This is a genomic window from Vibrio sp. 10N.222.49.C9 (assembly GCF_041474985.1).
Taxonomy (GTDB): Bacteria; Pseudomonadota; Gammaproteobacteria; order Enterobacterales; family Vibrionaceae; genus Vibrio; species Vibrio crassostreae_C.
This window is the reverse complement of the sequence record NZ_JBFRVD010000001.1, coordinates 18210-44705: the sequence shown is the minus strand read 5'-3', so window position 1 is coordinate 44705 and position 26496 is coordinate 18210. Positions and strand designations below refer to the sequence as shown.

Below are 26496 nucleotides of genomic sequence, written 5' to 3'. Positions count from 1 at the left end.
CAAGCACTCCAATAAGAAGTAAAATGCCCGTTAGTCTCTACTTTTAATAGCAGGACTAACGGGCTATTTGTATCTGCTGTCTTCTAAATGGCAACAGATAGTCCATTCAATGGGGATCTACCCCATAAACCAAGACACGAAAATCAACGCACCAAAACCAAATGTCGCCATTAATGCCGTGTCGCCACCGGCTGCTGTGTAGCTGCCTTCGGTTTGTAGGTGAGGGAAGTCAGGTCTGCGAACCTTAACTACCATTGCGAGTGGGCCCCAGATAGCTAGGAACACCAGCACCATACCTGCATAGTCCAACATGCTTACAAACTGGCTAGCGAACAGCTCAGCTAATACCAAAGGTAAGATGAAGGTTAGCGCATAAGCCAACGCTTTGTTGTTGGTCACCGCATCTTTGTTTTGGTCGTAAAGCGCCATCGACACGCCGAGGAAAGAAGTCACCAAGGCTAGAGCAGAGAACAGAGCGATCACCACTTTCAACCAAGCAGATTGGCCGCTGAACGCAGAGATCAACTCAGAGATATTGTGGAACTGGCTGATCGCGTCTGTGCCGAGGTTGCCGATAATCGCGAATAACCAAGTCAGGTAGCAAATTAATGGAATCACTGAGCCAAGCAGAATCATATTGCGGATCTGCTTTTGAGTCGCTTCACGGTTGTAGATCACCAGTGATGGGATCACCACCATAGAGGCAAAGCTGGTAAAGATAACCGCGCTGTATTGCACCACATCATTGGCTGTGTATTGGCTGGTTTGAGTAAGGTAATCAAGGCGAATGTTGCTAAACAACGACGCGATAACGATAAACAGCATCACGACCATCAAGATGAATAGCCCGCGATTCAGTTTGTCGATATAAGACTTGCCCGAGACGACGATAGCACCCATCAATAGGCTGAAAATGGTATACGCAACGGATGCTGATACATCGACACCAACGTCGAGCAGTAGCTTATGAATGATGTCACCGACACCCAAGATATAAGCGATCAACATGCATACTAGCAACAGGTAAAAGAGTGCATTGATAAAGTGTTTACCTTTGCTGCCCAGAGTGAGGTAAGCAACACTGCTCATGCCACTGTTGTCTTTAGTTTTAGTGCATGCTTCTGCCAGGAGGAGTGCAGAGTATGTGGTGCCGATAAAGATAAGTAGCATCAGCACTGAGCTGATCATGAAGCCAAATTGGGCCAACACCATGGGAATAGCGAGCATGCCAGCCCCTAATGCAGTTCCTGACAGAATCAAAGAACTGCCGAATAATTTCATATTCAAGAAAAACAACCTCAAGCGATCCAATTAAATTTTGTTTGGATTGTAAATAATTGTTTCCAAGACTAACAAAATACTAAGTAAAGTTAGGGGTTAATTTCTAATAAATTTTGAATTTTTCTAAAAAATTTAAGCAGGAATTTCTGGTGTATATGTGTGGTTGATTTAAGTATTCACTCGGTGAGTTTATTTATCGTTTAGTTAACGTTCGTCCATTATTGAATGATTTAGAAATTGGCAAAATTCATTTAAAAAGAAGTATGTTTATGAGCTAATTGTTTTCAATTCATCAAGTTTAATACTTCTCCTTTCCTGAATCCCGTTCAGGCAATGTCGATGACTAACCGTTCTATGGGTAAAAGACACGCTCAGATCGCTTTATCAATTTGAAGGTAAATAGGTAAAGAACGAGAAAAGTGTCGAAAATTCTGTTGACCTGACTACAACTTCATAGTTTATCTTTACTACTGAAATGAGGGAGAAGTGGATGTATCGCATATCTGAATTAGCGGAGCTCGTTGGCCTGAGCCGTTCAACGCTTTTGTACTATGGAAAGTTGGGTTTGATAGAAGCTCAACGCACCAATAATGGTTATCGAAGTTATTCCGAACGCGACTTGCAGCGTGTGAAATTGTTGCAGCAGTTACAAGCGGGTGGACTGACGTTGAAAGAGTGTCAGGCGTGTTTGGATGCCAAGGTTGACCGCTCCTTGTTACAAAACCGACTCGAACAATTGGACGAAGAGATCGCTCAGAAACAGCGTTCGAGAGATCTTTTATCGGCCTTGTTAGGCGAGAGTGGTTTGCAAGATTGGCATGAATCGATGGACAAGGTGGCGCCTGATGCGCATCTCGATTGGCTCATTAAGCAAGGCTTTGATGAGAAGCAAGCACTGCGACTGAAATGGCTTTCAAAAGACATGAACGATCATGACCAGTACATGGCGGATTTTGAGGTGATCTTTGAGGGTTTACAGCGTTTAGGGCCAGGAACAGCGGAAGATACTTTAGCGGCGTTGGTACACGTTTCGGTTTCTCCTAAACGTGTGCTTGAGATCGGTTGTGGTAAAGGTATTGCCACCTCTGTGTTAGCGAAAGCCTTAGTAGAACATCAAGTGGATGTGCAAATAACGGCGGTAGATAATGATCAACCGAGTTTAGATGTTCTGACTCAGCAAGCACAGGTTCTTGGCTTAGAAAGCAACGTCAAAACCGTATGCGCGAGCATGATGGATCTGCCGTTTGAAGCTAAGTCGTTTGACCTAATTTGGTCGGAAGGCAGCGCTTACATCATGGGTGTTGAAAAGGCGCTAAAGCAGTGGCGAAATTTACTCAGTGATGACGGCATATTGGTCGTTAATGATTTGGTGTGGAATACCGAACAACCTAACGAATCGAGCAAAGCGTTCTGGCAGAAAGAGTACCCGGACATGACGACGGTTTCCGAGCGTATTAAACAGGCAAAAGCAGCGGGTTATGAAGTTTTGGATCACTTTGCAATGAGTGACGCTGGTTGGCTTGCGTATTACCAGCCCTTTCAAAAGCGAATAGAAGCGCTTAAAGCAACGATGCCGAACTCAAAAGCGCTCGTCGATTGCGACAATGAAGTTAAACAATTTTTCGATAGCAGCACATCAAAGAACGGTTTGGGTCAAGAGCCTTCGAAAGGTTCTGAACAACGTGATTTTGATTATCAGTTCTTTGTGCTCAAGAAATTAAAGTAAATGAGTAACACCATGAAATTTAGGCAATATAATTCAAATGAAATCGAAACGATCACTCAAGTTTTCACTCAAACCTTTACGGATTCAGAAGGTGAGAACGAAGGTAAAACTTTGGGTGAGCTTGCCAACGATCTTTTAACGACCACAGCTCCGACAGAGCTATTTTGCTTTGTTGTTGAAGATGATTCTAGTGAGTCGGATGCGGATAGTACGATTGTAGGCTCGATTATCTTTACGTCGCTTTCATTTGACGATGAAACCAAGGCATATTTGCTTTCGCCAGTCGCGGTGAGCACTCAGGTGCAAAAGCGTGGTATTGGTCAGCGCCTGATTAACTCCGGTTTGCAGCTCCTAAAAGAGCAGGGTATTGAGCTTGCAGTGACGTACGGTGATCCTAACTACTATTCAAAAGTGGGCTTTGAGCAAATTACCGTTGAGCAAGTCCCTGCGCCCTTTGAATTGAGTTTCTCTCACGGTTGGTTGGCTCAATCGTTGACTGGTGGTGAAATTAAAGTAACAAGTGGCAAGTCGAGCTGTGTTAAAGGCTTGGCCCACGCAGAATATTGGTAGCCGCTTGCAAAAAAATTGAGAAAAAGAGAAAGCCCATCAGGTGTTGCCTGTTGGGCTTTCTTGTTATGAACGAAGACATTCTTCTGGCTTCAATGTATAAATTGAACAACTGTTCAAAATAACACTTGAACGATCGTTCTTGTTTGATCTATATTGTTTTTACACCAACGGAGAACATTCATTAATTGCTCCGTGATTGAATAACTTTAGAACCGAAAATTGATAGGGATAGAGCAATGAGCAACTTCAAAATTCACTCAGTAGAATCCGCGCCAGAGCAAAGCCAACCTATTCTTGAGGGCGCTAAAAAGCAGATGGGCAGAGTGCCGGGCTTGTTTGGTGTGTTGGCTGAATCTCCAAACACACTTAAGGCTTACACTCAGCTTCATCAGGCGTTTAGTGACTCATCTTTCGATGCTGAAGAGCTAACGGTTGTTTGGCAAACCATCAACGTTGAACACGAATGCCACTACTGCGTTCCTGCACACACTGGCATTGCACATTCAATGAAGGTTGATCCTGCAATCACCGAAGCACTGCGTAATCGCACAGCTTTACCCACTGAAAAGCTGCAAGCCCTGCATGATTTTACGCTGAGCATGGTACGTAACCGCGGCAATGTGCCTGAAAGTGAAATGGCAGCATTTTTCGAAGCGGGCTACGGTCAGCAACAAGTGCTAGAAGTGATTCTTGGCCTGTCTCAGAAAGTGATCAGTAATTACGTAAACCACGTTGCTAAAACGCCAGTCGACAAAGTTTTTGAACAGTTCGCTTGGCAAGGGTAATCGTATTTAACTAACCATCGTATTTAAGCAACTCAAGATATGATAATGATGAAAGCCCCACTCAGTTGAATGGGGCTTTGTTGTTTTGGTCTAAATGGTAATTAGAAAGGTAACCTAACGCACGTGCTTAGCGATTATCTTCGCTAGTGTCACAACCCCTTCTTTCCACTCTTTGCTCTCTTCAATGTTGGCAACAGTAAAGCGCAAGCAGTGTTTATATTGGTCGTTGGTGCCAAATACTGTTCCGGGTAAAATCCCCAACTTATGCTTTAAACAGTCTTGATAGACCGCGTAGCTATCGACCGATTCAGGCAGTGTTATCCAGTTTAAAAAAGAGCCTTCCGGTTTTGATAGGTGGTATTGCCCGACAAGGTGTGGGTGGCTATCTAGTGCTTGTATTAACAGGCTTTGGAATTGCTTTTGGTTGGTTTGGTAGAGCCGTTTCATTTTGGATAAGTGGCTGCGATATTTACCGGTAGTGAGGAATTGCCCCACCGCGGATTGCATCAGGTTTGAGCTGCCCATGTTGTCGCATAAAAGGTACTTTTCGACTAAAGGTTGGTAGCGCCCCGACAACAACCAACCGATTCGCAAGCGTGAGTCTAAGGTTTTAGACAATGAGTTGACGTAGATGACTCTATCTTGGTCATCAAGCTCTTTGAGGCTAGCGATTGGTGTATCGAATGCCAAGCTACCGAACACATCGTCTTCGATAATTGGCAAACATCCGGTGATCTCCAGTAATGCTTTTCGATTCGCCAATGGCATTCTTGAGCCGGTTGGGTTGGTAAAGTTTGGTGTTAGCAGTAAGGTTTTCACTTCCCATTTATCCAGTGCACTTTGTAGCGAAGGAATGTCAATACCGTGGCTAACGCTGCTTGGTATTTCAAGGGCTTGTAAGCCAAGCGATTCAAGTAAAAGTAGATTGCCGAAGTAACACGGTGACTCGACCGCCACGATGTCACCGGGCTTGGTGAGCGCACGTAAAGCCAAACTGATAGCCTGTTGAGCACCATGAGTAATCGCAATCTCTTTAGATCCCGCAGGTACACCAAGATCATGGGTGATCTTTAACAATTGCTTTACTAATTGCTCGTCGCCAGGAGGCAGTTGGTAATAACCGGGAAGCTGAGTTTGCAAACGGCTATGGCGACCGATTTCGGCATACAAGCTACGAATCGCTGGATTGTTGATGTTCGGGTGCGCGGAGCCTGCCAACAGTTTCAGGCGACCTTTTGGACGAGAGAGTACCGATTTGGTGACAGACAACAGATCGACTTTTTGAGGTTGGCTTGATGCATCCCAGCTGGTGGTGTTCGGTGCTTTCACGCGATAGCCAGATTTAGGTACTGAATAAACCCAGCCTGTGGCTTCCAGTTCTTGATAGGCGCGAATTACGGTATTTTTGCTTACGCCAAGCTGTTCGCTTAACTGGCGGATCGAGGGAAGGCGATCGTCTGGATGAAAGAGCCCCTTATCGATCTGAGCCTTAATATGTTGTTCGGTAGCAAGGTATTTATTGCCGCTGAGTTCTGCTTCCACGTTTTTCTCCCTCGTTGCTCACTCTCAATCTGTAACCATTCAAAGTGTTATATCTGTATCTTTATTAGTTATCTGTACCCAACTAAGGTAACAGCATTGATGAAGAGTTGACCAGAGGTTTGTAATGCTGATTAAAATGATTCCGTTTGTGTTTGTAATATTGTGGTCGTCAGGTTTTGTCGGCGCACGTCTTGGTGTGGAATACGCGGAACCCGCAACATTACTTTCATTGAGGATGGTAGCCAACGTGGCGCTGTTCTTGGTTTTGATTGCAATCATTAAGCGTCGTATTCCTCGTGGTCGAGCATTCTTCCACGCAAGTGTGGTTGGCATCTTGATTCATGGTTTCTACCTTGGTGGCACCTATCTGGCGATTGATATAGGTATGCCCGCCGGGTTGAGTTCTCTACTTGTTGGCTTACAACCGATTCTTACCGCATTGATTATGATCAGCTGTACTTCGCAGCGTTTTAATTTTGCACAGTGGTTGGGGTTAGCGCTTGGTTTTGCGGGTATTAGTTTGGTGTTGATGGGCAATATTGAATGGCAGTCAGACGACCAAAAAGGCTTGGCAACGTTATTGTGTTTGGTTTCTTTGGTGGGTATTACCTGCGGCACTTTGTATCAGAAGCGCTTCTGTCAGGGGACAGATATGGTCGGCGGTGCGATGGTGCAATATTTGGCTTCTGCCGCGTTGTTTCTGCCGTTCGCAATGCGTTACGAAACTATGCAAGTAAACTGGACGATAGAATTCACGTTGACTCTAATTTGGCTGGTGGTCGTTCTGTCTTGTGTTGCCATCCTATTGTTGCTTTACATGGTAGAGCACGGTGCATCTTCAAGTGTGGCTTCGGTCTTTTACTTGGTGCCACCGACGACAGCAATCCAAGCGTGGCTTATTTTCGGTGAGTCGTTCGACATGTATGGCGCGATGGGCTTTGCTTTGTCTGCTGCGGCGGTTTATTTGGTGGTGAAAAAGCCTGAGTTAATTAAGGCTCGTAGGCGAACAGTGTTAGAGCGGTAGTTTGTATACCAAACTCATCCTACTAAAAATCGATGACTAGAAACAAAAAAGAGCCTGAATATTCAGGCTCTTTCTATATAAAATATTGGCTAGCGACTTTTGACTAGCGTTTCATCAAACAAGCGTAAGCCGTTGTAAACGGTGCTTCTTGGTATTGCTTAAGGCCGGTCTCTTTGAACTTCATCATAAGAGGGTTGCGCTTAAGGCTTTCTTTGATTTCAGCTGGAGACACAACGGTTACATCTAGGCCGTCGATTAGCTGAATTGCTGCTTCTAGTTTGAAGCCGAAGCCACCGCCAGCAAATTTGCCTTTAGTCTGACGTTGGCGAATTACAACTTTTTCTACTTGGTAATCTTCCATTAACTTTGCAAAAGAGAATTGAAAGTCTTTCATATTCTGTGTGTCGTTTGCGTCGCTAATCGCAACCTTAGAAACTCGGCAATCAGGAATGTTAAATACGCCGTCTGACAGAGAAAGAAGACAGATGACTGCATCGTTACCTTTGATTTCAACACCACAAATTTTCATGTTCTTACCTACTTATTTTAGAGCCCTACATTATGGTGTTATTTCTAACACTTCTCCAGTATTTGCGCGTATCAGCAGCAAATAAGTCTAAATCAGAGAGTATTTTAGTCGCCGAAAGTTAACCTTTGATTGAAAAAACATCACACGAATTTACGGTATCGTTTTCTATGAGATGAAGCTCACAAAAGCTTAGCGGGATTTTATATGTGTGCTGTATATTGCGCGCGCATCCCTATTTGAAGTGTGGTTATTAATCCCAATGAATATCAATAATCTTTCGATTAAGAGTAAAATCGCGATCCCGCTGTTGGTGATTGTGATTGTTTTTTCTACCGTTACTGTGCTCAACGTTATCAGATCAAATGCTCAAGCTGCGATTAATAATGAGCTCAATAATGTGGTTCAGCCCGTGTTAGACAATTTGGAAGATGGGTATCGTGACATTTATCAAGTTATCGCTTCTGCTCAAGGTCTATTACTCTCGAAAGACCAAGCGGCGATTGAGTACCAAAAATTTGAATTTAAAGACAACGCTTACAAAGCGGTTCCTCGTTTTGAAAGTGTCGAAACCTTGTATCAAGCGGGCGTGTTGGATCCATCTTCACGTGGCGAGTTATCAAAGCTTGTTAACGCGATGAGCAAGTGGGTGGCACTGCACGAGCCAATGTTCGCTGATCCGGCAAACGCAGACCAATACAATATTGATTACTCACCAGCGCTTGACGCAGAGTTTGCGATCATTCGTACTCAATTGCGCGATATCCGAACTCTGATCGAATTGAAACAGAAAGAGCTTCGCCAGCAAGCCGATGACTCTATTGAATCAAGCAAGTTGATCATTGAAGTGGGTATGGCAGTTGCTGTTTTTGCCGCGCTTTTTGCTATGTGGTTATCGAATCGCTTTATCGTTCAGCCAATCCAGAACGTAGAGAAAGCGATGAATGAGATCGCATCGGGCGACGGTAACTTGTCTCAACGTATGAAGGTCGAAGGTAATGACGAGATCGCTCGTTTGAGTTCTGCTTTCAACCAGTTTGTTGGCAAGATCCATGTCACCGTGGAGCAAGTTATTCTCACATCGAACGCAGTACGTGGCGAGATGGAAAACATCAAATCACTCACGCAAAGTGTTGCTGAATTCTCGTCTAATCAACAGCGAGAAAGTGAAGTGGTCGCGGCTGCAGTTCATGAAATGCAAGCAACCAGTGAAGTGGTGAGTGGTAACGCATTAGATGCGGCAACCGCAAGTAACGTTGCAAACCATGAAGTGGAATCGGCCGATACTACGCTTGGCTTAACTGTTACTTCGATTGAACGCCTTGCGCAAGATATCGAGAACGCGGGTGGTGTGGTTCAAGAACTAGATACAGACGTGAAGAACATCGCCTCAACCCTTGGCGTGATCAAAGGTATTGCAGAACAAACCAACCTACTTGCTTTGAATGCGGCTATTGAAGCGGCACGAGCGGGTGAACAAGGCCGTGGCTTTGCGGTTGTGGCTGATGAAGTTCGAGCGCTTGCGAGTAAAACTCAAGACAGCACTGGCGAAATCCAATCAATGATTGAACGCTTAGAAGTGGGTGCTAAACACGCGGTTGGTGTGATGACTGAAAGCAAAGTGAGTGGCGAGAAAACCATTGTTCAAGCAGGAACTGCAGCATCTTCATTGAGTGAGATTCGTAACTCAATTGGCAAGATGAATGACATGAACACACAAATTGCTACGGCGGCTTCGCAACAGTCTCAAGTGTCTGAAGAAGTGAATAAGAATGTTCAACGCATCGCTGAAAGCACCATGCAAATGGTTGAGATGGCAAGCAGCGCAGAAAATGCATGTATGGCATTGGCTGAACAGTGTGAAGCGCTAGATAGCCTTGTGTCTCAGTTTGAAGTGTAATTTTCAAAATTAGACAGACGAATATGAGCTGATAATGGTTGCTCGTATTGAGTCCCATTAATCAGCGGTGAACGACAAAAAGCCCGCACTCTATGAGTGCGGGCTTTCTTTTTGACTAGGTGATCAGTCTTTTGACTAGGTGATCAGTTTTTAGACCTGATCAATCACTCAGTGTTAGCTGCTAAGACCGTCTTTGTATGTGTAACGGTAGTCCACTTTTACGTTCGCTTGGTAGTGGATGTCGCCGTTCATGTTAGTGATCTTTTTCACTTCCATATTTGCATCATCAATCTTGAACGAATCGTATTTGGTTGTCTGTTGGAACTGTGGCAGTTCTCTTGAAAGCTCAAAAGGTGTTTTTGCGCGTAACTCATCCATAAGGTTGGTGCCTGCATCGTATGCTTCGACTTCACTAGCATATGTGTCAGATTTTAGCGTTGTTTCTTGAATTGTTGTTTTAGTTGCTGCAAACGCAGTGGTGCTGAGTACAAGAGTTGATGCAAGTATGATTAACTTCTTCAAAGGGATACCTTACTTTGTTGTACCAGTGTTTTAGAGATTCTCACCCTAGCAATAGGGGATGAGGTTAATGTTAGGACAAAAATATGGTTCTGTAAGGGAATGACTATAGGTGCCGAAGATTAATGAACAGCGCATATCAAGCAAGGTGACACTGATATCTATCTTCAATACACTGTCTGGGTAACCATCGTTCAGCATAAGGTAAAAACATGGCCAATTGGGAAGGGGTAAGTGAATTTGTTGCAGTGGCAGAGCGTGAAAGCTTTACCGGTGCGGCGCAGAAGCTCGCTACGTCGGTGGCTCAAATCAGTCGTAGAGTAGCAAATCTCGAAGAACGACTCGCAGTGAAACTGCTCAATCGAACGACTCGAAAGGTGTCTCTTACAGAGGCTGGGCAACTCTATTACCAACAATGTAAGTTGTTGGTCGAAGGTTTAGAAATTGCTGAGCTTGCGGTCACGCAGATGCAATCCACACCCAAAGGCTTACTGAAAGTCACCGCGCCTGTGACTTATGGTGAGCGCCAACTCGCCCCAATACTGCATCAATTCTTAAAGCTTCACCCGCAAGTAGAGCTTGAGCTGATGCTGACCAATCAAAAGCTCGATCTTATCGATTCGGGTGTTGATGTTGCGATTCGTCTTGGCCGCTTGGAAGACTCAAGCCTTGTGGCAAAGAGGCTGTCTCAACGCCAACTTTATGTATGTGCAAGCCCTGAATATATTGAACGTTATGGCGAGCCGCATACATTATCTGAATTAAATAATCATCAATGCTTAGTTGGTGGATTTGAACACTGGCGCTTTAAAGAAAATGGTCGCCCTCGTTCGGTTCGTGTTAACGGACGCATTAAGTGCAACAGCGGTTTAGCGTTATTAGATGCTGCGAAGCAGAGCATTGGCTTGGTGCAGTTACCTGAATACTACGTGAGTGAAGATCTAGACTCTGGAGAGTTAGTCGAAGTGCTTTCCGATTACCGAGACGACAAAGAAGGGATCTGGGCGTTGTACCCTCAGAACCGTAATCTATCTTCAAAGGTTCGCCTGCTGGTGGACTTCCTTTCTGAGCAATTGGATTAGTGTATGGCTTAAAACCTCCACCGATAAAAACGGGCTTCAGAATAGAGATTCTGAAGCCCGGCGTGTTTTAGGATTAATTATCGTTTGATTACGGCTTACTAGACCGAAAATGTATTAGACGGTGAAGCGATCCACCAAGTGATACAGCTCATTTGCACGACTGTTGAGGTTTTGGCTACCTGTACGGTTTTGATTCGCGAGTTCTGCCGATTGTGAGCTTTGGTCAGAAATCACCACGATGCGTTGAGATATTTCTTGTCCTACAATATTTTGCTGTTCAGTGGCTGTCGCAATAAGCGAGTTCATGTCCATGATGGTATCAATCGACGCTTGGATCTTCGCCAGTGCTTTGGCTGCGGCATTCGCTTCTTCCACGGTTTGCGCACTTCGGTTTTGACTTGAATCCATCGCTTTCACAGCAGCATCTGAGGCAGCTTTAAGTTGCTCAATCATCTTGTGAATGTCGCCAGTGCTTTCTTGAGTACGGCTTGCCAGTTTACGAACCTCATCGGCAACCACAGCAAACCCACGACCTTGTTCGCCTGCACGTGCAGCTTCAATCGCGGCATTCAACGCGAGTAGGTTAGTTTGCTCGGCAATGTCTTGGATGACCGCCAATGAAGAGGAGATGTTTTGTACATCGCCTTCTAAACGAGACACCACGGTGTTGGCTTCTGATACTTCGCTCGCTAGGCCTGCCACCGAATCTGCAGCTGCGTTTACGATCTGTTGCGCTTCTTTTGCATTGCCCTCTGCAAGCTTGGCGGAATCCGCCGCTTGACTAGCGTTGCTCGAGATCTCTTGCGCCGTTGTGGTCATCTCAGTCATCGCTGTTGCAACTTGTTCTGTCTCTTCACGTTGCCCTGTAGCAATCTCGTCGACCTGCGCAGCACGAGAAGACATGTTAGATGTCTCGGCTACGACTTGCTGACCGACATCGCTTACGCTGCGAATGATGGTTTGAAGGCTTGCCACGAAGGCGTTGAAGTTCTCGCTGAGCTTAGTGAACTCAGGCGCTTTAAATGTTTCCATTCGAGCGGTTAAATCGGCTTCGCCACTCGCGAATGCGCTGATTGAACGATCAAACTGCTCGAGTGGTCGCATGATTGTGCGGTTGACGGCAACGGCAAACGCAGCAACTACTAGGGCAATCAAACCACAGAATATAGCGATCGCCGTCAATGAGCTTTGTAACGCGACATTCGAGCTCTCTTTCATCTCTGCGATTACAGCATCGATGTCGTCAGTATAAAAACCTGTGCCTAGCATCAAGTCCCACTGGGGAACGAATATCGAGTAGCTCAGTTTCGGTAGAGCTTCTGATTGACCAAGTTTTGGAAAGTAGTAGGTGGTGAACTCACCAAGCTTTGAGTTCTTGATCAAGTCACGAATCAGGTAGTTGCCTTTTTTGTCTTGCAGGTCGTAGTAGTTTTTACCAATGCCATCGTTATTTTGCCCAACAACTACTCGAACGCCTTTAGAGTCGTAGCCAAAGATGTAGCCAGACTCGCCATATTCGAGAGTTCTTAATGTCGGTAAGGCTTCTTCTAATGTTGCACCTCTTTCCAAAAATGGGCTGATCGAAGAGTAGGCCATTTGTAGATACGCTTTGAGTTCCTTTTCTTTCATCGCCATCATATTGCTACGCGTCGATTCAACTTGCTGTGCGGTTAGCTCGGTGCTCTTCATATACGTCACGCTCATCATGCCAATTGCCATTAGTAGCAACGGAATGAAAGAGAGAATATAAAGGCGGTTTTTGATGGTTAGGGTCATGTCACGCTTCCTGTGTGATTATCTCATGCAATTTTCAACACATTATTAATGTGGTTTCAAAATGTAAATGGGCTTGTTGTTTAATTGTTATCCTAGAGTGTTTTTGTTTTATAAATATGATGACGGTTAGGTTTTTGGGGTGAGAAGCCTTGCAACTAGAGGCTTAAGCGCGAAAAAGTGAGTTTGTATCGATGCTTTTGAATTCGACGCTGCTTTGTTAGAATGCGACGCTTTGTAGCACCCTGCTATGTCTATTCGTTAAGTGAGAAAGATTCATGAACAAAAGCCATGTGACTATTGGTTTAACTAACCCAAAGAGCCCGACAAACGTTGGTGCTGTTATGCGTGCGGCTGGTTGTTACCAAGTCGACGAAGTTAAATACACAGGGCAACGCTACGAAAAAGCCGCAAAATTCCACACCGATACTAAGAGTGCTGCGCGTACTATCCCGTTGACTGGTGTTGAGTCGTTTTTAGACAATCTTGATCCAGAAACGAAAATTGTTTGTGTAGAACTCGCTGAGGGTGCAACACCACTGCCGCGTTTTAAACACCCAGAAAATGCCATCTATATCTTTGGCCCTGAAGACGGTTCTATTTCTCAAGATGTCGCCGACAGAGCAGATCATGTTGTTTATGTACCAACAGTAGGCTGCATGAACTTGGCTGCGACAGTTAACGTGCTGCTTTATGATCGCCTTGCTAAGTCAGATGAAATGGACGAGAGCAACGAGCTCATTAAGAAAAGCCGCGATAACCGTAACCATCTGCTAATCAAAGAAAAGTAATTCTCTGCTTCTAGTGTTATCTATCCCGTACGCAATCGGATATTATCTTGAGTTCATCATCAGATAATTGAAGGGTTAGATAACACCATGGAAGACAAGCAATTACTTGCCGCGCTACAGCAACACTCTGTCCTCGATCTCTATCAGTTATTCCAAGAAGTTGGTCAAAACCGCTCTTTGTATGCATTACTAGAGAGGTTATCTTCCCTTAAAGAACATCATCAACTGAGTACTCGTCTTAGCCCTTTTAAGCCTCATATCGAAGGATTGCTAGCTCAATTTGATAGCGCCACGCCAGATAGCGAGATCCTCAAGGCAGTCGCTCTTCAGTCTGAGATTCAGCAACGAGGCCACAGTATGAGTCGTTACATCATGACATCAGATAACCATCGCCATTTTTCCCCAAGTGCAGACCTAGTCATGTTTGGTGATTCGATCACCGAATGGGCCCCGTGGGCGGATATCTTTCGCGATGTTTCGATGGTCAACCGTGGCTTAGCGGGTGACACCACAACTGGCATGTTGCGCCGTATTGATACCACGTTGAATGTGAAGCCAAAGCTGGTGTGTTTTATGGCAGGGATAAACGATTTAGCTCAGGGTTATGATGTCGACCATATCTACCAGAACTACATTGATATGCTTAAGGTGTGGCAAGAAAATGAGATTCGCATATTGGTGCAATCAACGCTTTATGTTGGCTCTAAACTGCAAGGTTTAAATCCGTCGGTTGAACTGCTCAATAGCAAGCTAAGCGAGTACTGTACACAGCAAGGCATTGCGTTCTTAGATGTGAATTCAGTATTGTCGCCTAATAAGCTGTTGTCGAACAAGTACTCGTGTGATGATCTGCATTTGAATGCGAAGGCTTATCAAACTTGGGCTGAGATACTTCAACCTACGATAGCTGAGCTACTAAAATAGACTCACGCAAAACGCTAGCTAGACCGATAAACAGCTTAGCTAATACAAGAAAAGCCAAACCCTAGATTTGTTTCGCGAACCATAAGGACATCAATGTGAACCTAAGACAATTGGAAGTCTTTTACGCCATTATGCAGACCGGAACCGTATCTGGAGCCGCGCGCAGCTTGCATGTGTCGCAACCAAACGTGACCCGTATTTTGGCGCACACGGAGCAACAACTTGGGTTTGGCTTATTCGAACGAGTTAAAGGGCGGTTGGTGCCAACGGTTGAGGCAAAAACCTTACTGCCAGAAGCGGAAAAGGTGTATCAGCAATTGGGGCAATTTCGATCTCTGACCAACAAAGTGAAGCAAGGCCATCAGCATTTACGCATTGGTGCGCCGCCGATTTTAGCGACTAAATTACTGACTCCTGTAATCGCCCAAATGTCTCGCGAGCAAAATGGCAGTAAGCAAGATCTCTCTTTTGAGTTGCTGACTGCAAACCGTGATGAGCTGTGTGCTGGGTTATTAAAGCATGAGCTTGATATTGCTATCGCGTTTGGCGATGAAGCACCGCCTGCGATATTAAGTGAAACGCTATTAACCGAATCACTAAAGGTTTTGGTTCCTTCCAATACGGTTGATCATTTCCCCGCGGAATTAACGTTAGATGATCTGATCAATTATCCGCTGCCAATCATCGGGCTCGATAGCCGCGATCCATTAGGCCTCCTGTTACATCAACGCCTTATTGCACGTGAGCAGCATTATCACCACCCGATATCTGTACGTGGGTATAGCGCCGCTGCGGAACTGGTCAAGCACCAAGCGGGGTTTGCGATTGTTGATCCGTGGACGGCAGAGCAATATCAAAATGACGATGCGGTCTGTGTGTTGCCGCTTCAACCAGACATCCAATTTTCGGTATCGATGCTTTGCGCAGAGCACACCCCTCAGTCGATTTCCGTTAAGCAATTTATCGCTTCATTGAAAATCCATACTCACCCTATAACTTAAGGTTATAGGCTCGCCATAAATAGGCATTCGGCAGCTTCGAAGTTCTTAATTAAAGTAAACCCATACAAGGGCTTATTAATTAGGAATACTCATGTCGATCGCTCAACCTTACCTTCTTTTTCTTGGGGATGTTACTGACCCACTCGCTGCAAAAACAGCTCGCGGTATTCATCAATGGCGACCAGAAATCTGCCTAGGTCAACTGCGTTTAACGGGTGATACCGTTTCACTGGGCTTAACGGATATGACCCTGCAAGAGGCGCAAGCGCAGGGCGCGAAGACGCTAGTGATTGGTACCGCAAATCCGGGTGGTGTTATTCCTGATTCTTGGCAGTCAACCATTATGGCCGCTGCAGAAATGGGATATGAGATTGCATCTGGCATGCACCAACGATTGAGTGAATTTTCACCGCTTGCTGACATGCAGCAACAAGGATTGACTAAGCTTCATGATGTACGCCATTTTGACGGTGTTCTTAATGTTGGTAACGGTAAGCTTCGTCAAGGTAAGCGCCTGCTTACTGTCGGAACTGATTGCTCAGTAGGCAAAATGTTCTCGGCATTAGCGATTGAAAAGTCGCTTAAACAAGCGGGAACATCCGCTCAGTTTAAAGCGACAGGGCAGACAGGTATTTTGATTGAAGGCAGCGGTATTTCGATTGATGCGGTGGTTGCGGATTTTATTTCTGGCGCAGTTGAAGCGATTAGCCCTGATTTTACCGACCACGATTGGGACATCATTGAAGGGCAAGGCTCTTTGTTCAACCCTTCGTTTGCAGGCGTGAGTTTGGGTCTTTTACATGGCGCACAAGCTGATGCCTTAGTGCTGTGTCATGAAGTTGGGCGACCACATATTCGTAACCTTCCTCATGCTAAATTACCAAGCATAGAACAGACGATTGAAGCCAACTTGCAAGCGGCGCGACTGACTAATCCAGACGCGAAGCTGGTGGGTATCTGCTTGAACACGTCGGCGATTAGCATTGAAGAGGCTGAGACATTGTGCCAAGAATGGACCACACTCTATCAAGTGCCAGTGACGGACCCAGTGCGCTTTGGTGTACAACACATTACTGATCATTTGCGACATTCACTTTAACGACTTCATCATTTCTACGTTTCCATTTGTTAAAGTGAACATCAACCGAGTGAAATTATGAAGATTACAGCTGAACCCATTATTATCGCGATGCAAACGCCTTTTCGCATCTCTCGTGGCAGTCGAACTGAGTGTCACGTTGTTCGTGTTTACATTGAACATGGTGGCAAACGAGCTCAGGGCGAATGCACGCCTTACCCACGATACGGCGAGTCATCGGAGTCTGTGTTAGCGCAAATCCAACAAGCGTCTAGCGCACTTGAAGCTATGTTTGAACGAGGCGTTACTGATCCGGCAGAGCTAAGAGATCATCTTCAGTCTTTATTGACCGGAGGGGCAGCGCGCAATGCGGTCGATTGTGCGCTTTGGGATTTTGAAGCTCAGCAGAACGACCAGACGTTTCCGAATAGCTTGTTTGAGTTGCCTGCTCAAATCGTGACTGCAATGACAGTCTCGATTGGCACGCCAGAAGCCATGGCGACTCAGGCTCGAGACTATGTCGCGAATGGTGCGAAACTTCTGAAAGTGAAGCTTGACGGCGAGCAGGTGGTAGAGCGTGTTCGCGCGGTACGAGAAGCTGCGGCAGATGTTCAAATTGTATTGGATGCGAATGAAGCGTGGACAGGATTGAATCTCGAAGAGTTGTTCAATCAATTGGCAGAATTTGATATTGCGATGATCGAGCAGCCGTTACCCCAACAGCACGATGCCTCACTGGCACACATCAAGCACCCGATACCACTGTGTGCTGATGAAAGCTGTCATACCACTTCACAGCTCTCATCGCTGTTGGGTAAGTATGAAATGGTCAACATCAAACTCGATAAAACGGGCGGTTTGACTGAAGCATTGGTTCTTGCAGAAGAAGCCCAAAGGCTAGGATTTACGCTGATGTCGGGTTGTATGCTCGGTACTTCTTTGGCGATGCGTGCAGCTCTGCCTATTGCGGTTCAATCTGAAATCGTCGACCTCGATGGCCCGGTATTACTTGGCCAAGATGTAGCGCCAGCACTGACTTATCGAGATGGGATGATTATTCTCTAAGTTCGTTGAGCCCGTTTAATCGATGGACATGACATGAATGAAATCGTATGAGTGAAAACTTGTGCGATTTTTGCTTCAAAGTCTGAGCGATTATCTAAATTACTTCACTTTTAAGCCTCAGCAGCGCATCCACAAATTCTGCAAACCCATAGCCACCTGGCTGCGACATCACCTTACTTGGATGATGATCTAACTTATCCCAATAATGCTTAATGTTTGCCACGCCAACGGTGAGTGGTAGTGATTCGAACATCTGTTGATCGTTCATTGAATCGCCGACATAGCAGGCTTGATGGTGGATTTGCTCAAGCGATAAGCCTTTATTAGCCAGGAAACGGTGCACGGCGTTTTTCTTTGAGTGTTCGCCGTACCAAGCGTTGATATGAATCGAACTTGCCGTCGCGTGTGCGCCTAAAGCGTGTATTCTTTCGAGTACCGCTTGAACAGTTTCAGGGTCAACAGGCTTACGGTTTTGGCCGATATCAATCGCGACCTCACACAAGCGGTAAGATTGATCCAAAGTTAGCGATAGGTCGGGGTAACTCAACAAGATCGCTTCAACTTCTTGTTTTAGCTTAGCTTGGTTCTTACGCACTTGTTCTAGCGGTGTTTCAGATGAGAGTTGTAATGCATCATCTTGCTTCTCTAGTAAGAAGGCGCCGTTTTCTCCAAGCACGGCATCGACAGGCCAGAGCTGCGCAATATGGTCACACCAACCAGCACAGGCTCCCGTTACAGCGACCACTTTGATTCCATTGTCTCTCAGCTTTTGTAACACAATCAGGGTTTCTGGAGGGAGTGAACCTTGCCAAGTGAGCGTGTCATCGACGTCGGTTAATACCCATTCGATGTGCTTCCAGTTGTTGTCTAGTTGGTGTTCCATTAAAACTCACTTATTCCATGGATTGTTTTACACAGAGCGTATTAATTCAGCCCAATGTAGAATTAGAAGCTAACGTGATTAGAAAATACAGTGTTTAGCAAAATCGCCCGCTTCATTAGCCGTCCAGTCACCTTTAGGCTTTTCTTTCATATCCGCACACCAAGCTTCACTGCCAACCTCGGTACAAGCCATTAATTGAGTAGCAAGGAAAAGTATCAACGCGATTTTCTTCATAATAAACATTCCGTTGTGGTCTAAATTTCTGCTTATAACTGTATCAAATCCCACAAGTGATTGTTATAGCTGCTAAGAACTTAAGGGCGTTAATAATGATGTGGGGTTGAGCTGAATTCGAGGGACGGTAAAGAAGCGAAGGTTTGCTTGGCTTTAAGATCGAAAAAGCCAGCAACGTATGCTGGCTTTGAAATTCTTAATAAGTTTCTATTCGTTATTTCGCTTTAACTACTTATCGATTTATACCAATTTCATCTCTTGGATGATGTCCGAAGCAATCTCTGGCTTCGTGCTTGTTGGTTTCTCGTGTAGGTCGGCTTTCAATTGTCCCTTACGGTTACTTAGGCCCGCTTCAAGTTTCTTAAGTGCTGCAGCGATAGCTGGGTACATAACATCGTCTGTCGATTTTGCTGTTACTCGTACACCTTCGTAGTTGGTGAATACTTCAACCTGATGTTGACCGTGTTCTTTAGTAATGATGATGTCGCAACTGATCAGTGATGGGAAATGGTTAGATATCTTCTCGAATTTACCTTCGATGTCTTTGCGTGACTCGTCGTTAATTGATACATGATGTGTTTGAACATTTATTTTCATAAATCATACCTTTCCAATGACTGTGTCATTTAAACGTAGCAAACATCGCATAGATTAACCAACTGAGAATTAGCACATGTGTGATTGACTTCAGTGTTATCAAATATTCTCTTGTTACTCCCTTGAAAGTCCGATGAACTGATCGCATATTATGTTTCGTGTTTTAAAGACATGTTCAAAAAAACTCCATCCTTGATAATTTGCGCTAACCTACAGCGAATTCCCAGTGAATCTCTCTTTATCGGTTTTATAATTCCGAACTTGTCACTCCATTGATTTTCTTTCCAGCTCACTCACTTTTTCTTCTTTGATTAAAAAATCAGCTTAAGTTACTAATTTATAGACACTCAACTGCCCACTCCATATTGAAGTGAAACTCTCCTGCTGTGAGTTGAGACTCGGGTATGGTAATGCGTGCTCGAATATCGACTTCTTTATTGGATGCCAGTTGATCGACAGGAAATTCGACGCCCTGACGCCAATAATTAATGTCACCTTCATAGCGAACCGGCGTTTCGACTTTGAATCGCACAAGTTCTGAAATGCGAGACTCATCAATTGAGCCTAGATCAATATGTTGCAGTTTGAGCAACAATCGAGAATCTTTGCGATTGGACTCAAGCTTAAGCGTTATCGCTCGGCCATCGTATTCTCGGCCACTGAATTTAAGCCGTTTAAGCGTATTAAAACCATCAAAGCCATTAAGATTGATGCAGAAATGCTGGAGCTGTTAGGCAGTGAAGATGGCAACACGGCGATGATCAAAGTGAGCTGGGATGAGAAGGGAATGAAGGTCTATAAGGATGGCTACTTAGCAGATTATGAGTACGGGATTGCCCCTCATGAGATGCAAGAAAACTACGAATTAGCACCTAAGTAACTCGATTCGATTGCAGAAAAGCGCCTTACTTATTAGTGGGCGCTTTTCTTTTGCTCACCAAAGCATGACGAAACTCACACTTTTCTGACAATTAATGACTCGTTATGCTAGTATGCGCCGCTTGTCTTTGTAATTGATAAAAAACGCATTACCCAAACAGTCTTTTTCTGTTTATCTGCTTGTAATGACCTCATTCAGTTTGGCCTGACTTGGCCGAACATCTGCATTTTGCTCGGACGCAAAGAGAGTAGTTCTCACTACTTCACTATGTACATTTGAGAGCACCATCTATCAAAGGCCTTTTAGAAACAGCCTAGTTAGCGTGAACTATGTTCTGCGTGAAGGGTTTCGTTTTTCCAAAAATCCCTCTCGGCGGCTAAGTGAACCTTAGTTGCTGACAAATAAGGAGTCTATATGACGACTACGGTATCCACATCCGTACCTACATCTCAAGCTGGTAACACAGCGCCGACAGAGAAAGAAGTAAACCACCCGTTTCTCTCTTTGGTTATCATGGTGATCGTTGCTGCAATCGCAACTTACTTCATCCCTGCTGGTGAATTCGAGCGAGTGGTCATGAATGGCCGCACGGTTATCGACCCAGACAGCTACACACTCTTAGCGAGCAACCCAACAACATTAGCCTCTTTTTTCGAATCATTTTTTAAAGGCTTCAAATCCGCTTCTGGCGTGATGGGCGTTGTGGTATTTGTGGGTGGTGCTTTTGGCATTATCAAACACATGGGTTTGTTAGACGCATCCGTTGTTGCGCTCACCACTAAGCTAAAGAAGCAAGGCTTGTACGTAATTGCGCCTGTGATCATGACTGCGATTTTCTTCAACGTTACCTTCACCGGTATGCGTGAACTTGATGTCATCTTCATCTCTTTGATGATCCCGATCTGTATCAAGCTTGGCTATGACGCTATAACGGCACTTGGCGTTGTTTTACTGGCAAGTTGTGCCGGTTTCGCAGCCGCTTTGGCTAACCCATTCTTTACGGGTATCGCACACACTATCGCTGAACTGCCTATGTATTCAGGCATGTGGTATCGCTTTATTGTTGGCATGTTCATGTTGCTAACAGGTGCTTGGTATGTACTTAACTACGCGCGCAAAGTTAAGCAAGACCCGACCAAAGGTTTGTTGCACGGTACGGGTTACCACTACGAATCTAACGTTGAAGCGAAAACACTCACCACACGTGAAAAGCTTGCGGGCATCGCGTTCTTGGGCGTGTTCGCATACATGATCTTCGGCACGTTGACGATGGGTTTCGGCTTCACCGAGATTGCGGGTGCATTCGTGGCGATGGCGATTATTCCGGGTTTGGTGGCGGGCTTATCTCCGAACAAGATTTGTGAGTACTGGACCAAAGGTGTTAGCGATGTATTGGTTGCGGTACTGATCATCTTCTTTGCTCGTTCAGTGCTAACCATTATGGAAGACGCGAAGATTGTTGATTCTATTATCTTCTATCTTGCACAAATCATTTCTGGTAGCTCTAAACTTGTGGCAGCAGCAGGGATCTACTTCTCGCAGGCTGCGATCAACCTGTTTATTCCATCAGGCAGTGGCCAAGCGGTGATCACCATGCCAATCATTATTCCGTTGGCAGATATTGGTGAAGTGACTCGCCAAGTGGCAGCACTGGCTTCTCAATTGGGTGATGGTATTTCTAACTATATTTACCCAACCAATGGTGGCTTGTTGGCGGTATTGGCTATAGCAAAAGTACCTTACACCAAGTGGGTTCGTTTCTTCTTACCACTGTTCTTGTTCTGGTCGGTAGGCGCTTTGGTTTCTGTTGTGATTGCTCAAATGATTGAGTTAGGGCCTTTCTAAGGTTTCTGTTTAATCGAATACATGGACAGTTAAGGCTTAACTTAAGCTGTGTGAGTAAATAAGAAGGCAGCGAATTCGCTGCCTTTTTTCGTTTAAAGAAAAGCTATTCCAACGTTAAAGGTTACTCTTCAAATTGGTAAGAAGAGGGCACCACAATCACGCCTTGTTTTGATATATGGAAGCGTTTCGCATCGGCAAGGCCATCAAGACCGATCTGGGTTCCGTCAGGCACCTTAACGTTCTTGTCGATGATGCAGTTTTGTATGTGGCAATTTTTTCCAATCTCAACATCTTCAAACAGAATACTATCAATCACAATCGCGGCATTGCTGACTTTCACTTTCGGGAAGAAGATTGAGTTTTGCGCCGAGCCGCCTTCAATTACAACGCCATTCGCTATCATCGAGTTGATGAATATTCCTTGATTACCTTCAACTGAAGCAATGGTTCGTGCGGGTGGCAGCTGCGGTTCGTAAGTACGAATCGCCCAATCAGGTTGATATAAATCGATAGGCGAAGCTGGCTTTAACAGGTCCATGTTGGATTGGTAATAAGAGTCGATAGTACCAACATCTCTCCAGTACGCATCTTGGGTCACTCGGCCTTCTTCATCCCCAAACTTGTATGCGTAAACACTGTTGTTGCCCACCAATTTAGGAATGATATCTTTACCAAAATCGTGGCTTGAGTTCGGATCTTCGGCGTCCGCCAGTAGCGCTTGTGTTAGTACTTCTTTATCAAAGACGTAAATACCCATTGAAGCCATGCTTCGAGTTGGCCTACCAGGTACACATGCAGGGTAACGTGGCTTTTCGGTAAAGTTATTGATCTCTAGAGATTCATCTATCTCCATCACACCAAACTCTTTGGCTTCGTCAATCGAAACCTCCATGCACGCCACAGTTAGGTCGGCCTCGTTCTTTTTGTGCTGCTTGAGCATTGGTGCGTAATCCATGCGATAGATATGGTCACCGGATAACACCACCACATGCTTGGCTTCACTGCGTGAAAGTAGATACAAGTTTTGATAAATCGCATCGGCAGTACCGCTGTACCAGCTATCACCGGTTCGCATTTGTGGAGGAACATTGGTGATGTATTCGCCGAGCTCCGGGTTAAGCACCGACCAACCATCTCTTAAATGTTTTTGCAAAGAGTGAGATTTGTACTGAGTCAGCACCAAAATTTGGCGTAGCCCAGAGTGTAAGCAGTTCGCGAGTGTGAAATCGATGATTCGATATTTGCCACCAAAGGGTACCGCAGGTTTTGCACGGTTATCGGTGAGAGGGGAAAGCCGAGAGCCAACACCGCCGGCCAGAACGATTGTTAGAGTGTCTTGCATGATCAGAACCTCAATGTATTTATGATTATGAACATAGACTTGCAAGCACTAAGCCAAATGTAACTCATTGAATATTATACGAGGCGAGATTGATTCTTGTTGTTCTGCACCAAAATAATGCGTGCGAGATATTGGCTTGCTCTATTTTGATCCAAAAAAGATCCGAACAGAGTGAAGGGATTGGGTTAACAAAATGACGCACGGAAAAGCTGCATTACAAAACTGTCAATAAAATGAAGAAATAAAGTGATCGGGTCGATATAAATTTACATAAATAATCACAACTTTTCACAAATTGATTTCCATCAATAAAGTAGGGTTATTCTATGCTACCTTGCACGCAAAATAAGAAATGATTACTCATTCACCAATAAAGATTAAGCCCCCCAAAAGGAAATTATAATGAAAAAAACAGTATGTGGTATTGCGGTTATTGCGGCTCTTATGTCAACCAATGTTCTTGCTCATAAAGAAGGTGATTTCATCATCCGTGCAGGTGCAGCAATGGTATCTCCAAACGACAGCAGTGGTGATGTACTAAACTCACCAGGTTCTGAGCTATCTGTAGATTCAAATACTCAACTTGGCCTAACATTTGGCTATATGTTCACTGATAACGTTAGTTTAGAAATTCTTGCAGCAACACCATTTTCACATACGGTATCTACTGATTTACTTGGACTAGGTGATATTGCAGATGTTAAACACCTTCCGCCTACACTTATGGTTCAGTACTACTTTGGTGAAGCGAACAGTGAAATTCGCCCTTATGTAGGTGCAGGTATTAACTACACGTTCTTCTTTGATGAAAAATTTAACGGAACTGGTAAAGACGCTCAACTACGTGATTTGTCTCTTGATGACTCTTGGGGGCTTGCAGCAAATATTGGCGTGGATTACATGATCAATGAAGACTGGTTCCTAAATGCATCTATTTGGTATGCAGATATAGATACAACTGCAAAGTATAAAGATACAGCGGGTAACCAGTACTCAACAGACGTTGATATCGACCCATGGGTATTCATGATTGGTGGTGGTTACAACTTCTAATCTCCCTATACAGTTTACTAAAGGCGCTCAAGCATCAGCCAGCTTGGGCGCTTTTTTTTCTTACTTGTTAATAGGTTGTTCGCATTAACTTTCTGTTGCTATGGGTAAAAGTTATTTATTGTCGTCATTTATTGTTAATAAAAGGGAAAGATAAGTGTCATAACAGCCCTCTATGATCGCGATTCAAATTATGGAGGATATATGAATCGTAAATTTAATAAGCTGACACTATTACTGCCTATCGCGGTAAGTTCTGCTCTAGTAGGCTGTTCTCAACCAACATCACCAACGACTGCTACGCCATCTCAAACATCACTTGATGCTTTTAGCCTTCAATGCCAATCCATCGAGCAGCCAAGCGCTTCCAATGCTGAGGTAACCGGAATCAGCCTAGTTGGCCGTTCAATCGCCGACGCCCCGTTTGATACTTCTGCAGCCGAAATCGTCAGCTACGATTCATGTACCGACAAGCTTTATGTTGTGAACGCTCAAGCTCAGAAAGTTGATGTTTTATCAATGAACTCAGCTAGCGAACCAACATCTTCGGGTTCGATTGATCTTCAATCAGCGGCTGCAGCTTCTGGTATTGATATTGGTGCAGCGAACAGTGTGTCGACTCATCAAGGATTAGTTGCTGTCGCGATTGAAAATGCTGACAAGCAACAAAACGGCATCATTGCCCTTTATCGTTCAGACACGTTAGAGCTGATTACTACTTATACGGCTGGTGCATTACCGGACATGGTGAGCTTCTCGAAAGATGGTCGCTACATTGCCTCTGCAAATGAAGGTGAGCCGAATGCGGATTACAGCATTGATCCTGAAGGTTCAGTAACGCTGGTGGATTTAACCAATGGTCCTTTGCAAGCGACAGTCACTCAGATTGATTTCAAGGCATTCAATCAAGGTCAGCCTCGCCATGCAGAGCTAACCGACAAGGTTCGAATCTCTGCGCCGAATGCAACGGTTGCTCAAGATCTTGAACCGGAATACCTAACATTTGCGGATAACGGAAAACTCTACGTTGCCCTCCAAGAGAACAACGCGTTGGCAGCGATTGATGTGGCGAGTGCACATGTGGATGCGATTCTTGGACTAGGCGGAAAGCCTTGGGATAACGCTAAGCTAGATGCGTCAAACAAAGACAAAAATATCGGTAATCTGCAAAGCTACGCGATGTTAGAAGGCCTCTACATGCCAGATAGCATCACTAGCTACAGTGTTGATGGCAACACCTACATCGTGACTGCGAACGAAGGTGATGGTCGTGAATATGGCATCAAGACTACGCAAGAAATGTGTGATGAGAAAGGTTTTGAGTGGGACGGTGACGATTATCAAGGCACCGAAAACTACACCACAGAAAAAGACTTTTGTATCGCTTATGTCGATGAAGTACGCGGCAAGAAGTTAGATATTGACGCTAACCACCCATTAGATGGCGCATTGAAAGACAACAAGCAACTTGCACGTCTTAAAGTGATTAAGCCACAAGGGACACTCGCTGCTGACCAAAAGGTTCAAGCATTCGGCAGCCGCTCGTTCTCTATCTGGGATGAGTCAGGCGAGCTCGTGTTTGATAGCGGCGATGATTTTGCTCGAATCGTACTTGAGCAAGATCCTGCAAGCTTCAACAGCACCAATGATAACAACCAAAGCGGTGACGATCGTAGTGATGATAAAGGCGTAGAACCTGAAGCGATCGAAGTGGCGGATATCAACGGCAAGCACTATGCCTTTATTGGACTTGAGCGCCAAGGTGGCATCATGGTTTACGACGTAACACAGCCTAAAAACGCAAGTTTCATCAGCTACTTGAACAATCGCGACTTTACTCAGCCAGTGTGCACTAAGGTTGATGAAGACGGTGATTGCGACAACGAGACTTACAACGCTAAAGCGGGTGATTTAGGTCCAGAATCAATCAAGTATTTCACTCGTTCTGGTAACCACTTTATTGCGGTTGGCAACGAAGTGAGTGGTAGCACGTCAGTTTACCGCGTTGAGTTTTAATCACGCTTCTTACTAGCAATTAGATTGAATCAAAACAAAAGCGCCACGACTTGTTAAGTCGT

General features: G+C 44.9%; 24 protein-coding genes and 1 pseudogene. 15 read left to right on the top strand and 10 right to left on the bottom strand.

Going from position 1 to position 26496, the window contains the following annotated elements:
• Positions 1–117 precede the first annotated feature (117 nt).
• The gene (locus AB4585_RS00230) at positions 118–1281 is read right to left on the bottom strand and encodes an amino acid permease (RefSeq protein ID WP_017061663.1); all 1164 of its coding nucleotides are present in this window, start codon (positions 1279–1281) and stop codon (positions 118–120) included.
• 490 nt (positions 1282–1771) lie between these two features.
• Between AB4585_RS00230 and AB4585_RS00225 the strand changes: the two genes are divergently transcribed.
• From AB4585_RS00225 to AB4585_RS00215, 3 genes are all read left to right on the top strand, one after another.
• Positions 1772–3007 carry a MerR family transcriptional regulator gene (locus AB4585_RS00225; RefSeq protein ID WP_017069793.1) on the top strand — a complete coding sequence of 412 codons (1236 nt, stop codon included), beginning with the start codon at positions 1772–1774 and terminating at the stop codon, positions 3005–3007.
• Positions 3008–3577 carry a GNAT family N-acetyltransferase gene (locus AB4585_RS00220; protein ID WP_017064937.1) on the top strand — a complete coding sequence of 190 codons (570 nt, stop codon included), beginning with the start codon at positions 3008–3010 and terminating at the stop codon, positions 3575–3577.
• 236 nt (positions 3578–3813) lie between these two features.
• Positions 3814–4362 (top strand): carboxymuconolactone decarboxylase family protein, encoded by a 549-nt coding sequence (locus tag AB4585_RS00215; RefSeq protein ID WP_017061666.1) that lies wholly within the window; start codon positions 3814–3816, stop codon positions 4360–4362.
• Positions 4363–4476: 114 nt separating this feature from the next.
• Here AB4585_RS00215 and AB4585_RS00210 read toward each other — a convergent pair whose 3' ends face one another.
• Positions 4477–5904, bottom strand: a complete 1428-nt coding sequence (locus AB4585_RS00210) for a PLP-dependent aminotransferase family protein (RefSeq protein WP_136974141.1) — start codon at positions 5902–5904, stop codon at positions 4477–4479.
• Between the two features lie 124 nt (positions 5905–6028).
• Here AB4585_RS00210 and AB4585_RS00205 point away from each other — a divergent pair, with 124 nt between their 5' ends.
• Positions 6029–6928, top strand: a complete 900-nt coding sequence (locus tag AB4585_RS00205) for a DMT family transporter (RefSeq protein WP_017061668.1) — start codon at positions 6029–6031, stop codon at positions 6926–6928.
• A 103-nt stretch (positions 6929–7031) separates the two neighbouring features.
• On the opposite strand, the gene AB4585_RS00200 is transcribed toward AB4585_RS00205, so the two are convergent.
• A complete protein-coding gene (locus AB4585_RS00200) occupies positions 7032–7457 on the bottom strand; it encodes a DUF3010 family protein (RefSeq protein WP_017061669.1) in 426 nt (141 codons plus the stop codon).
• A gap of 259 nt (positions 7458–7716) precedes the next feature.
• On the opposite strand from AB4585_RS00200, the gene AB4585_RS00195 reads away from it, so the two are divergent.
• Positions 7717–9354 carry a methyl-accepting chemotaxis protein gene (locus AB4585_RS00195; RefSeq protein WP_372169231.1) on the top strand — a complete coding sequence of 546 codons (1638 nt, stop codon included), beginning with the start codon at positions 7717–7719 and terminating at the stop codon, positions 9352–9354.
• Positions 9355–9528: 174 nt separating this feature from the next.
• Here AB4585_RS00195 and AB4585_RS00190 read toward each other — a convergent pair whose 3' ends face one another.
• Positions 9529–9876 (bottom strand): DUF3316 domain-containing protein, encoded by a 348-nt coding sequence (locus AB4585_RS00190; RefSeq protein ID WP_017064934.1) that lies wholly within the window; start codon positions 9874–9876, stop codon positions 9529–9531.
• Positions 9877–10085: 209 nt separating this feature from the next.
• Here AB4585_RS00190 and AB4585_RS00185 point away from each other — a divergent pair, with 209 nt between their 5' ends.
• Positions 10086–10955, top strand: a complete 870-nt coding sequence (locus AB4585_RS00185) for a LysR family transcriptional regulator (RefSeq protein ID WP_017061672.1) — start codon at positions 10086–10088, stop codon at positions 10953–10955.
• 114 nt (positions 10956–11069) lie between these two features.
• Here the strand turns inward: AB4585_RS00185 and AB4585_RS00180 are convergent, their stop codons facing one another.
• Positions 11070–12731, bottom strand: coding sequence for a methyl-accepting chemotaxis protein (locus AB4585_RS00180; RefSeq protein ID WP_372158359.1), 1662 nt, complete (start codon positions 12729–12731; stop codon positions 11070–11072).
• Positions 12732–13006: 275 nt separating this feature from the next.
• Here AB4585_RS00180 and AB4585_RS00175 point away from each other — a divergent pair, with 275 nt between their 5' ends.
• The 5 genes from AB4585_RS00175 (at position 13007) to dgcA (ending at position 17587) form a co-directional block, all read left to right on the top strand.
• Positions 13007–13519, top strand: coding sequence for an RNA methyltransferase (locus AB4585_RS00175; RefSeq protein WP_017061674.1), 513 nt, complete (start codon positions 13007–13009; stop codon positions 13517–13519).
• Positions 13520–13606: 87 nt separating this feature from the next.
• Complete coding sequence (locus tag AB4585_RS00170) at positions 13607–14443, top strand: SGNH/GDSL hydrolase family protein (RefSeq protein ID WP_017061675.1); 837 nt, start codon at positions 13607–13609, stop codon at positions 14441–14443.
• Between the two features lie 95 nt (positions 14444–14538).
• Positions 14539–15444 carry a LysR family transcriptional regulator gene (locus AB4585_RS00165; protein WP_102320893.1) on the top strand — a complete coding sequence of 302 codons (906 nt, stop codon included), beginning with the start codon at positions 14539–14541 and terminating at the stop codon, positions 15442–15444.
• A gap of 91 nt (positions 15445–15535) precedes the next feature.
• Positions 15536–16543 carry an N-acetyltransferase DgcN gene (dgcN, locus tag AB4585_RS00160; protein WP_017061677.1) on the top strand — a complete coding sequence of 336 codons (1008 nt, stop codon included), beginning with the start codon at positions 15536–15538 and terminating at the stop codon, positions 16541–16543.
• A gap of 57 nt (positions 16544–16600) precedes the next feature.
• A complete protein-coding gene (dgcA, locus tag AB4585_RS00155; RefSeq protein WP_136982942.1) occupies positions 16601–17587 on the top strand; it encodes an N-acetyl-D-Glu racemase DgcA in 987 nt (328 codons plus the stop codon).
• Positions 17588–17681: 94 nt separating this feature from the next.
• On the opposite strand, the gene AB4585_RS00150 is transcribed toward dgcA, so the two are convergent.
• The 4 genes from AB4585_RS00150 to AB4585_RS00135 all read right to left on the bottom strand — a co-directional run bounded on the left by AB4585_RS00150 (position 17682) and on the right by AB4585_RS00135 (position 19893).
• The gene (locus tag AB4585_RS00150; protein ID WP_136982941.1) at positions 17682–18470 is read right to left on the bottom strand and encodes an HAD-IIB family hydrolase; all 789 of its coding nucleotides are present in this window, start codon (positions 18468–18470) and stop codon (positions 17682–17684) included.
• A 78-nt stretch (positions 18471–18548) separates the two neighbouring features.
• Complete coding sequence (locus AB4585_RS00145) at positions 18549–18704, bottom strand: DUF3012 domain-containing protein (RefSeq protein WP_017061679.1); 156 nt, start codon at positions 18702–18704, stop codon at positions 18549–18551.
• A gap of 240 nt (positions 18705–18944) precedes the next feature.
• Positions 18945–19301, bottom strand: a complete 357-nt coding sequence (hpf, locus tag AB4585_RS00140; RefSeq protein WP_017061680.1) for a ribosome hibernation-promoting factor, HPF/YfiA family — start codon at positions 19299–19301, stop codon at positions 18945–18947.
• A 337-nt stretch (positions 19302–19638) separates the two neighbouring features.
• Positions 19639–19893: a hypothetical protein gene (locus tag AB4585_RS00135; RefSeq protein WP_017066890.1), complete on the bottom strand. Its 255-nt coding sequence runs from the start codon at positions 19891–19893 to the stop codon at positions 19639–19641.
• A 60-nt stretch (positions 19894–19953) separates the two neighbouring features.
• On the opposite strand from AB4585_RS00135, the pseudogene AB4585_RS00130 reads away from it, so the two are divergent.
• Together AB4585_RS00130 and AB4585_RS00125 are read left to right on the top strand one after the other, a co-directional pair.
• Positions 19954–20181, top strand: a pseudogene (locus AB4585_RS00130) (hypothetical protein); the annotation flags it as partial.
• A gap of 414 nt (positions 20182–20595) precedes the next feature.
• The gene (locus tag AB4585_RS00125) at positions 20596–22026 is read left to right on the top strand and encodes a YfcC family protein (protein WP_136979617.1); all 1431 of its coding nucleotides are present in this window, start codon (positions 20596–20598) and stop codon (positions 22024–22026) included.
• Between the two features lie 121 nt (positions 22027–22147).
• On the opposite strand, the gene glgC is transcribed toward AB4585_RS00125, so the two are convergent.
• The gene (glgC, locus tag AB4585_RS00120; RefSeq protein WP_017064925.1) at positions 22148–23368 is read right to left on the bottom strand and encodes a glucose-1-phosphate adenylyltransferase; all 1221 of its coding nucleotides are present in this window, start codon (positions 23366–23368) and stop codon (positions 22148–22150) included.
• Positions 23369–23770: 402 nt separating this feature from the next.
• Here glgC and ompW point away from each other — a divergent pair, with 402 nt between their 5' ends.
• Positions 23771–24421, top strand: a complete 651-nt coding sequence (ompW, locus tag AB4585_RS00115) for an outer membrane protein OmpW (RefSeq protein WP_017071378.1) — start codon at positions 23771–23773, stop codon at positions 24419–24421.
• Between the two features lie 201 nt (positions 24422–24622).
• Positions 24623–26434: a choice-of-anchor I family protein gene (locus tag AB4585_RS00110; protein ID WP_372158356.1), complete on the top strand. Its 1812-nt coding sequence runs from the start codon at positions 24623–24625 to the stop codon at positions 26432–26434.
• Positions 26435–26496: the final 62 nt, after the last annotated feature.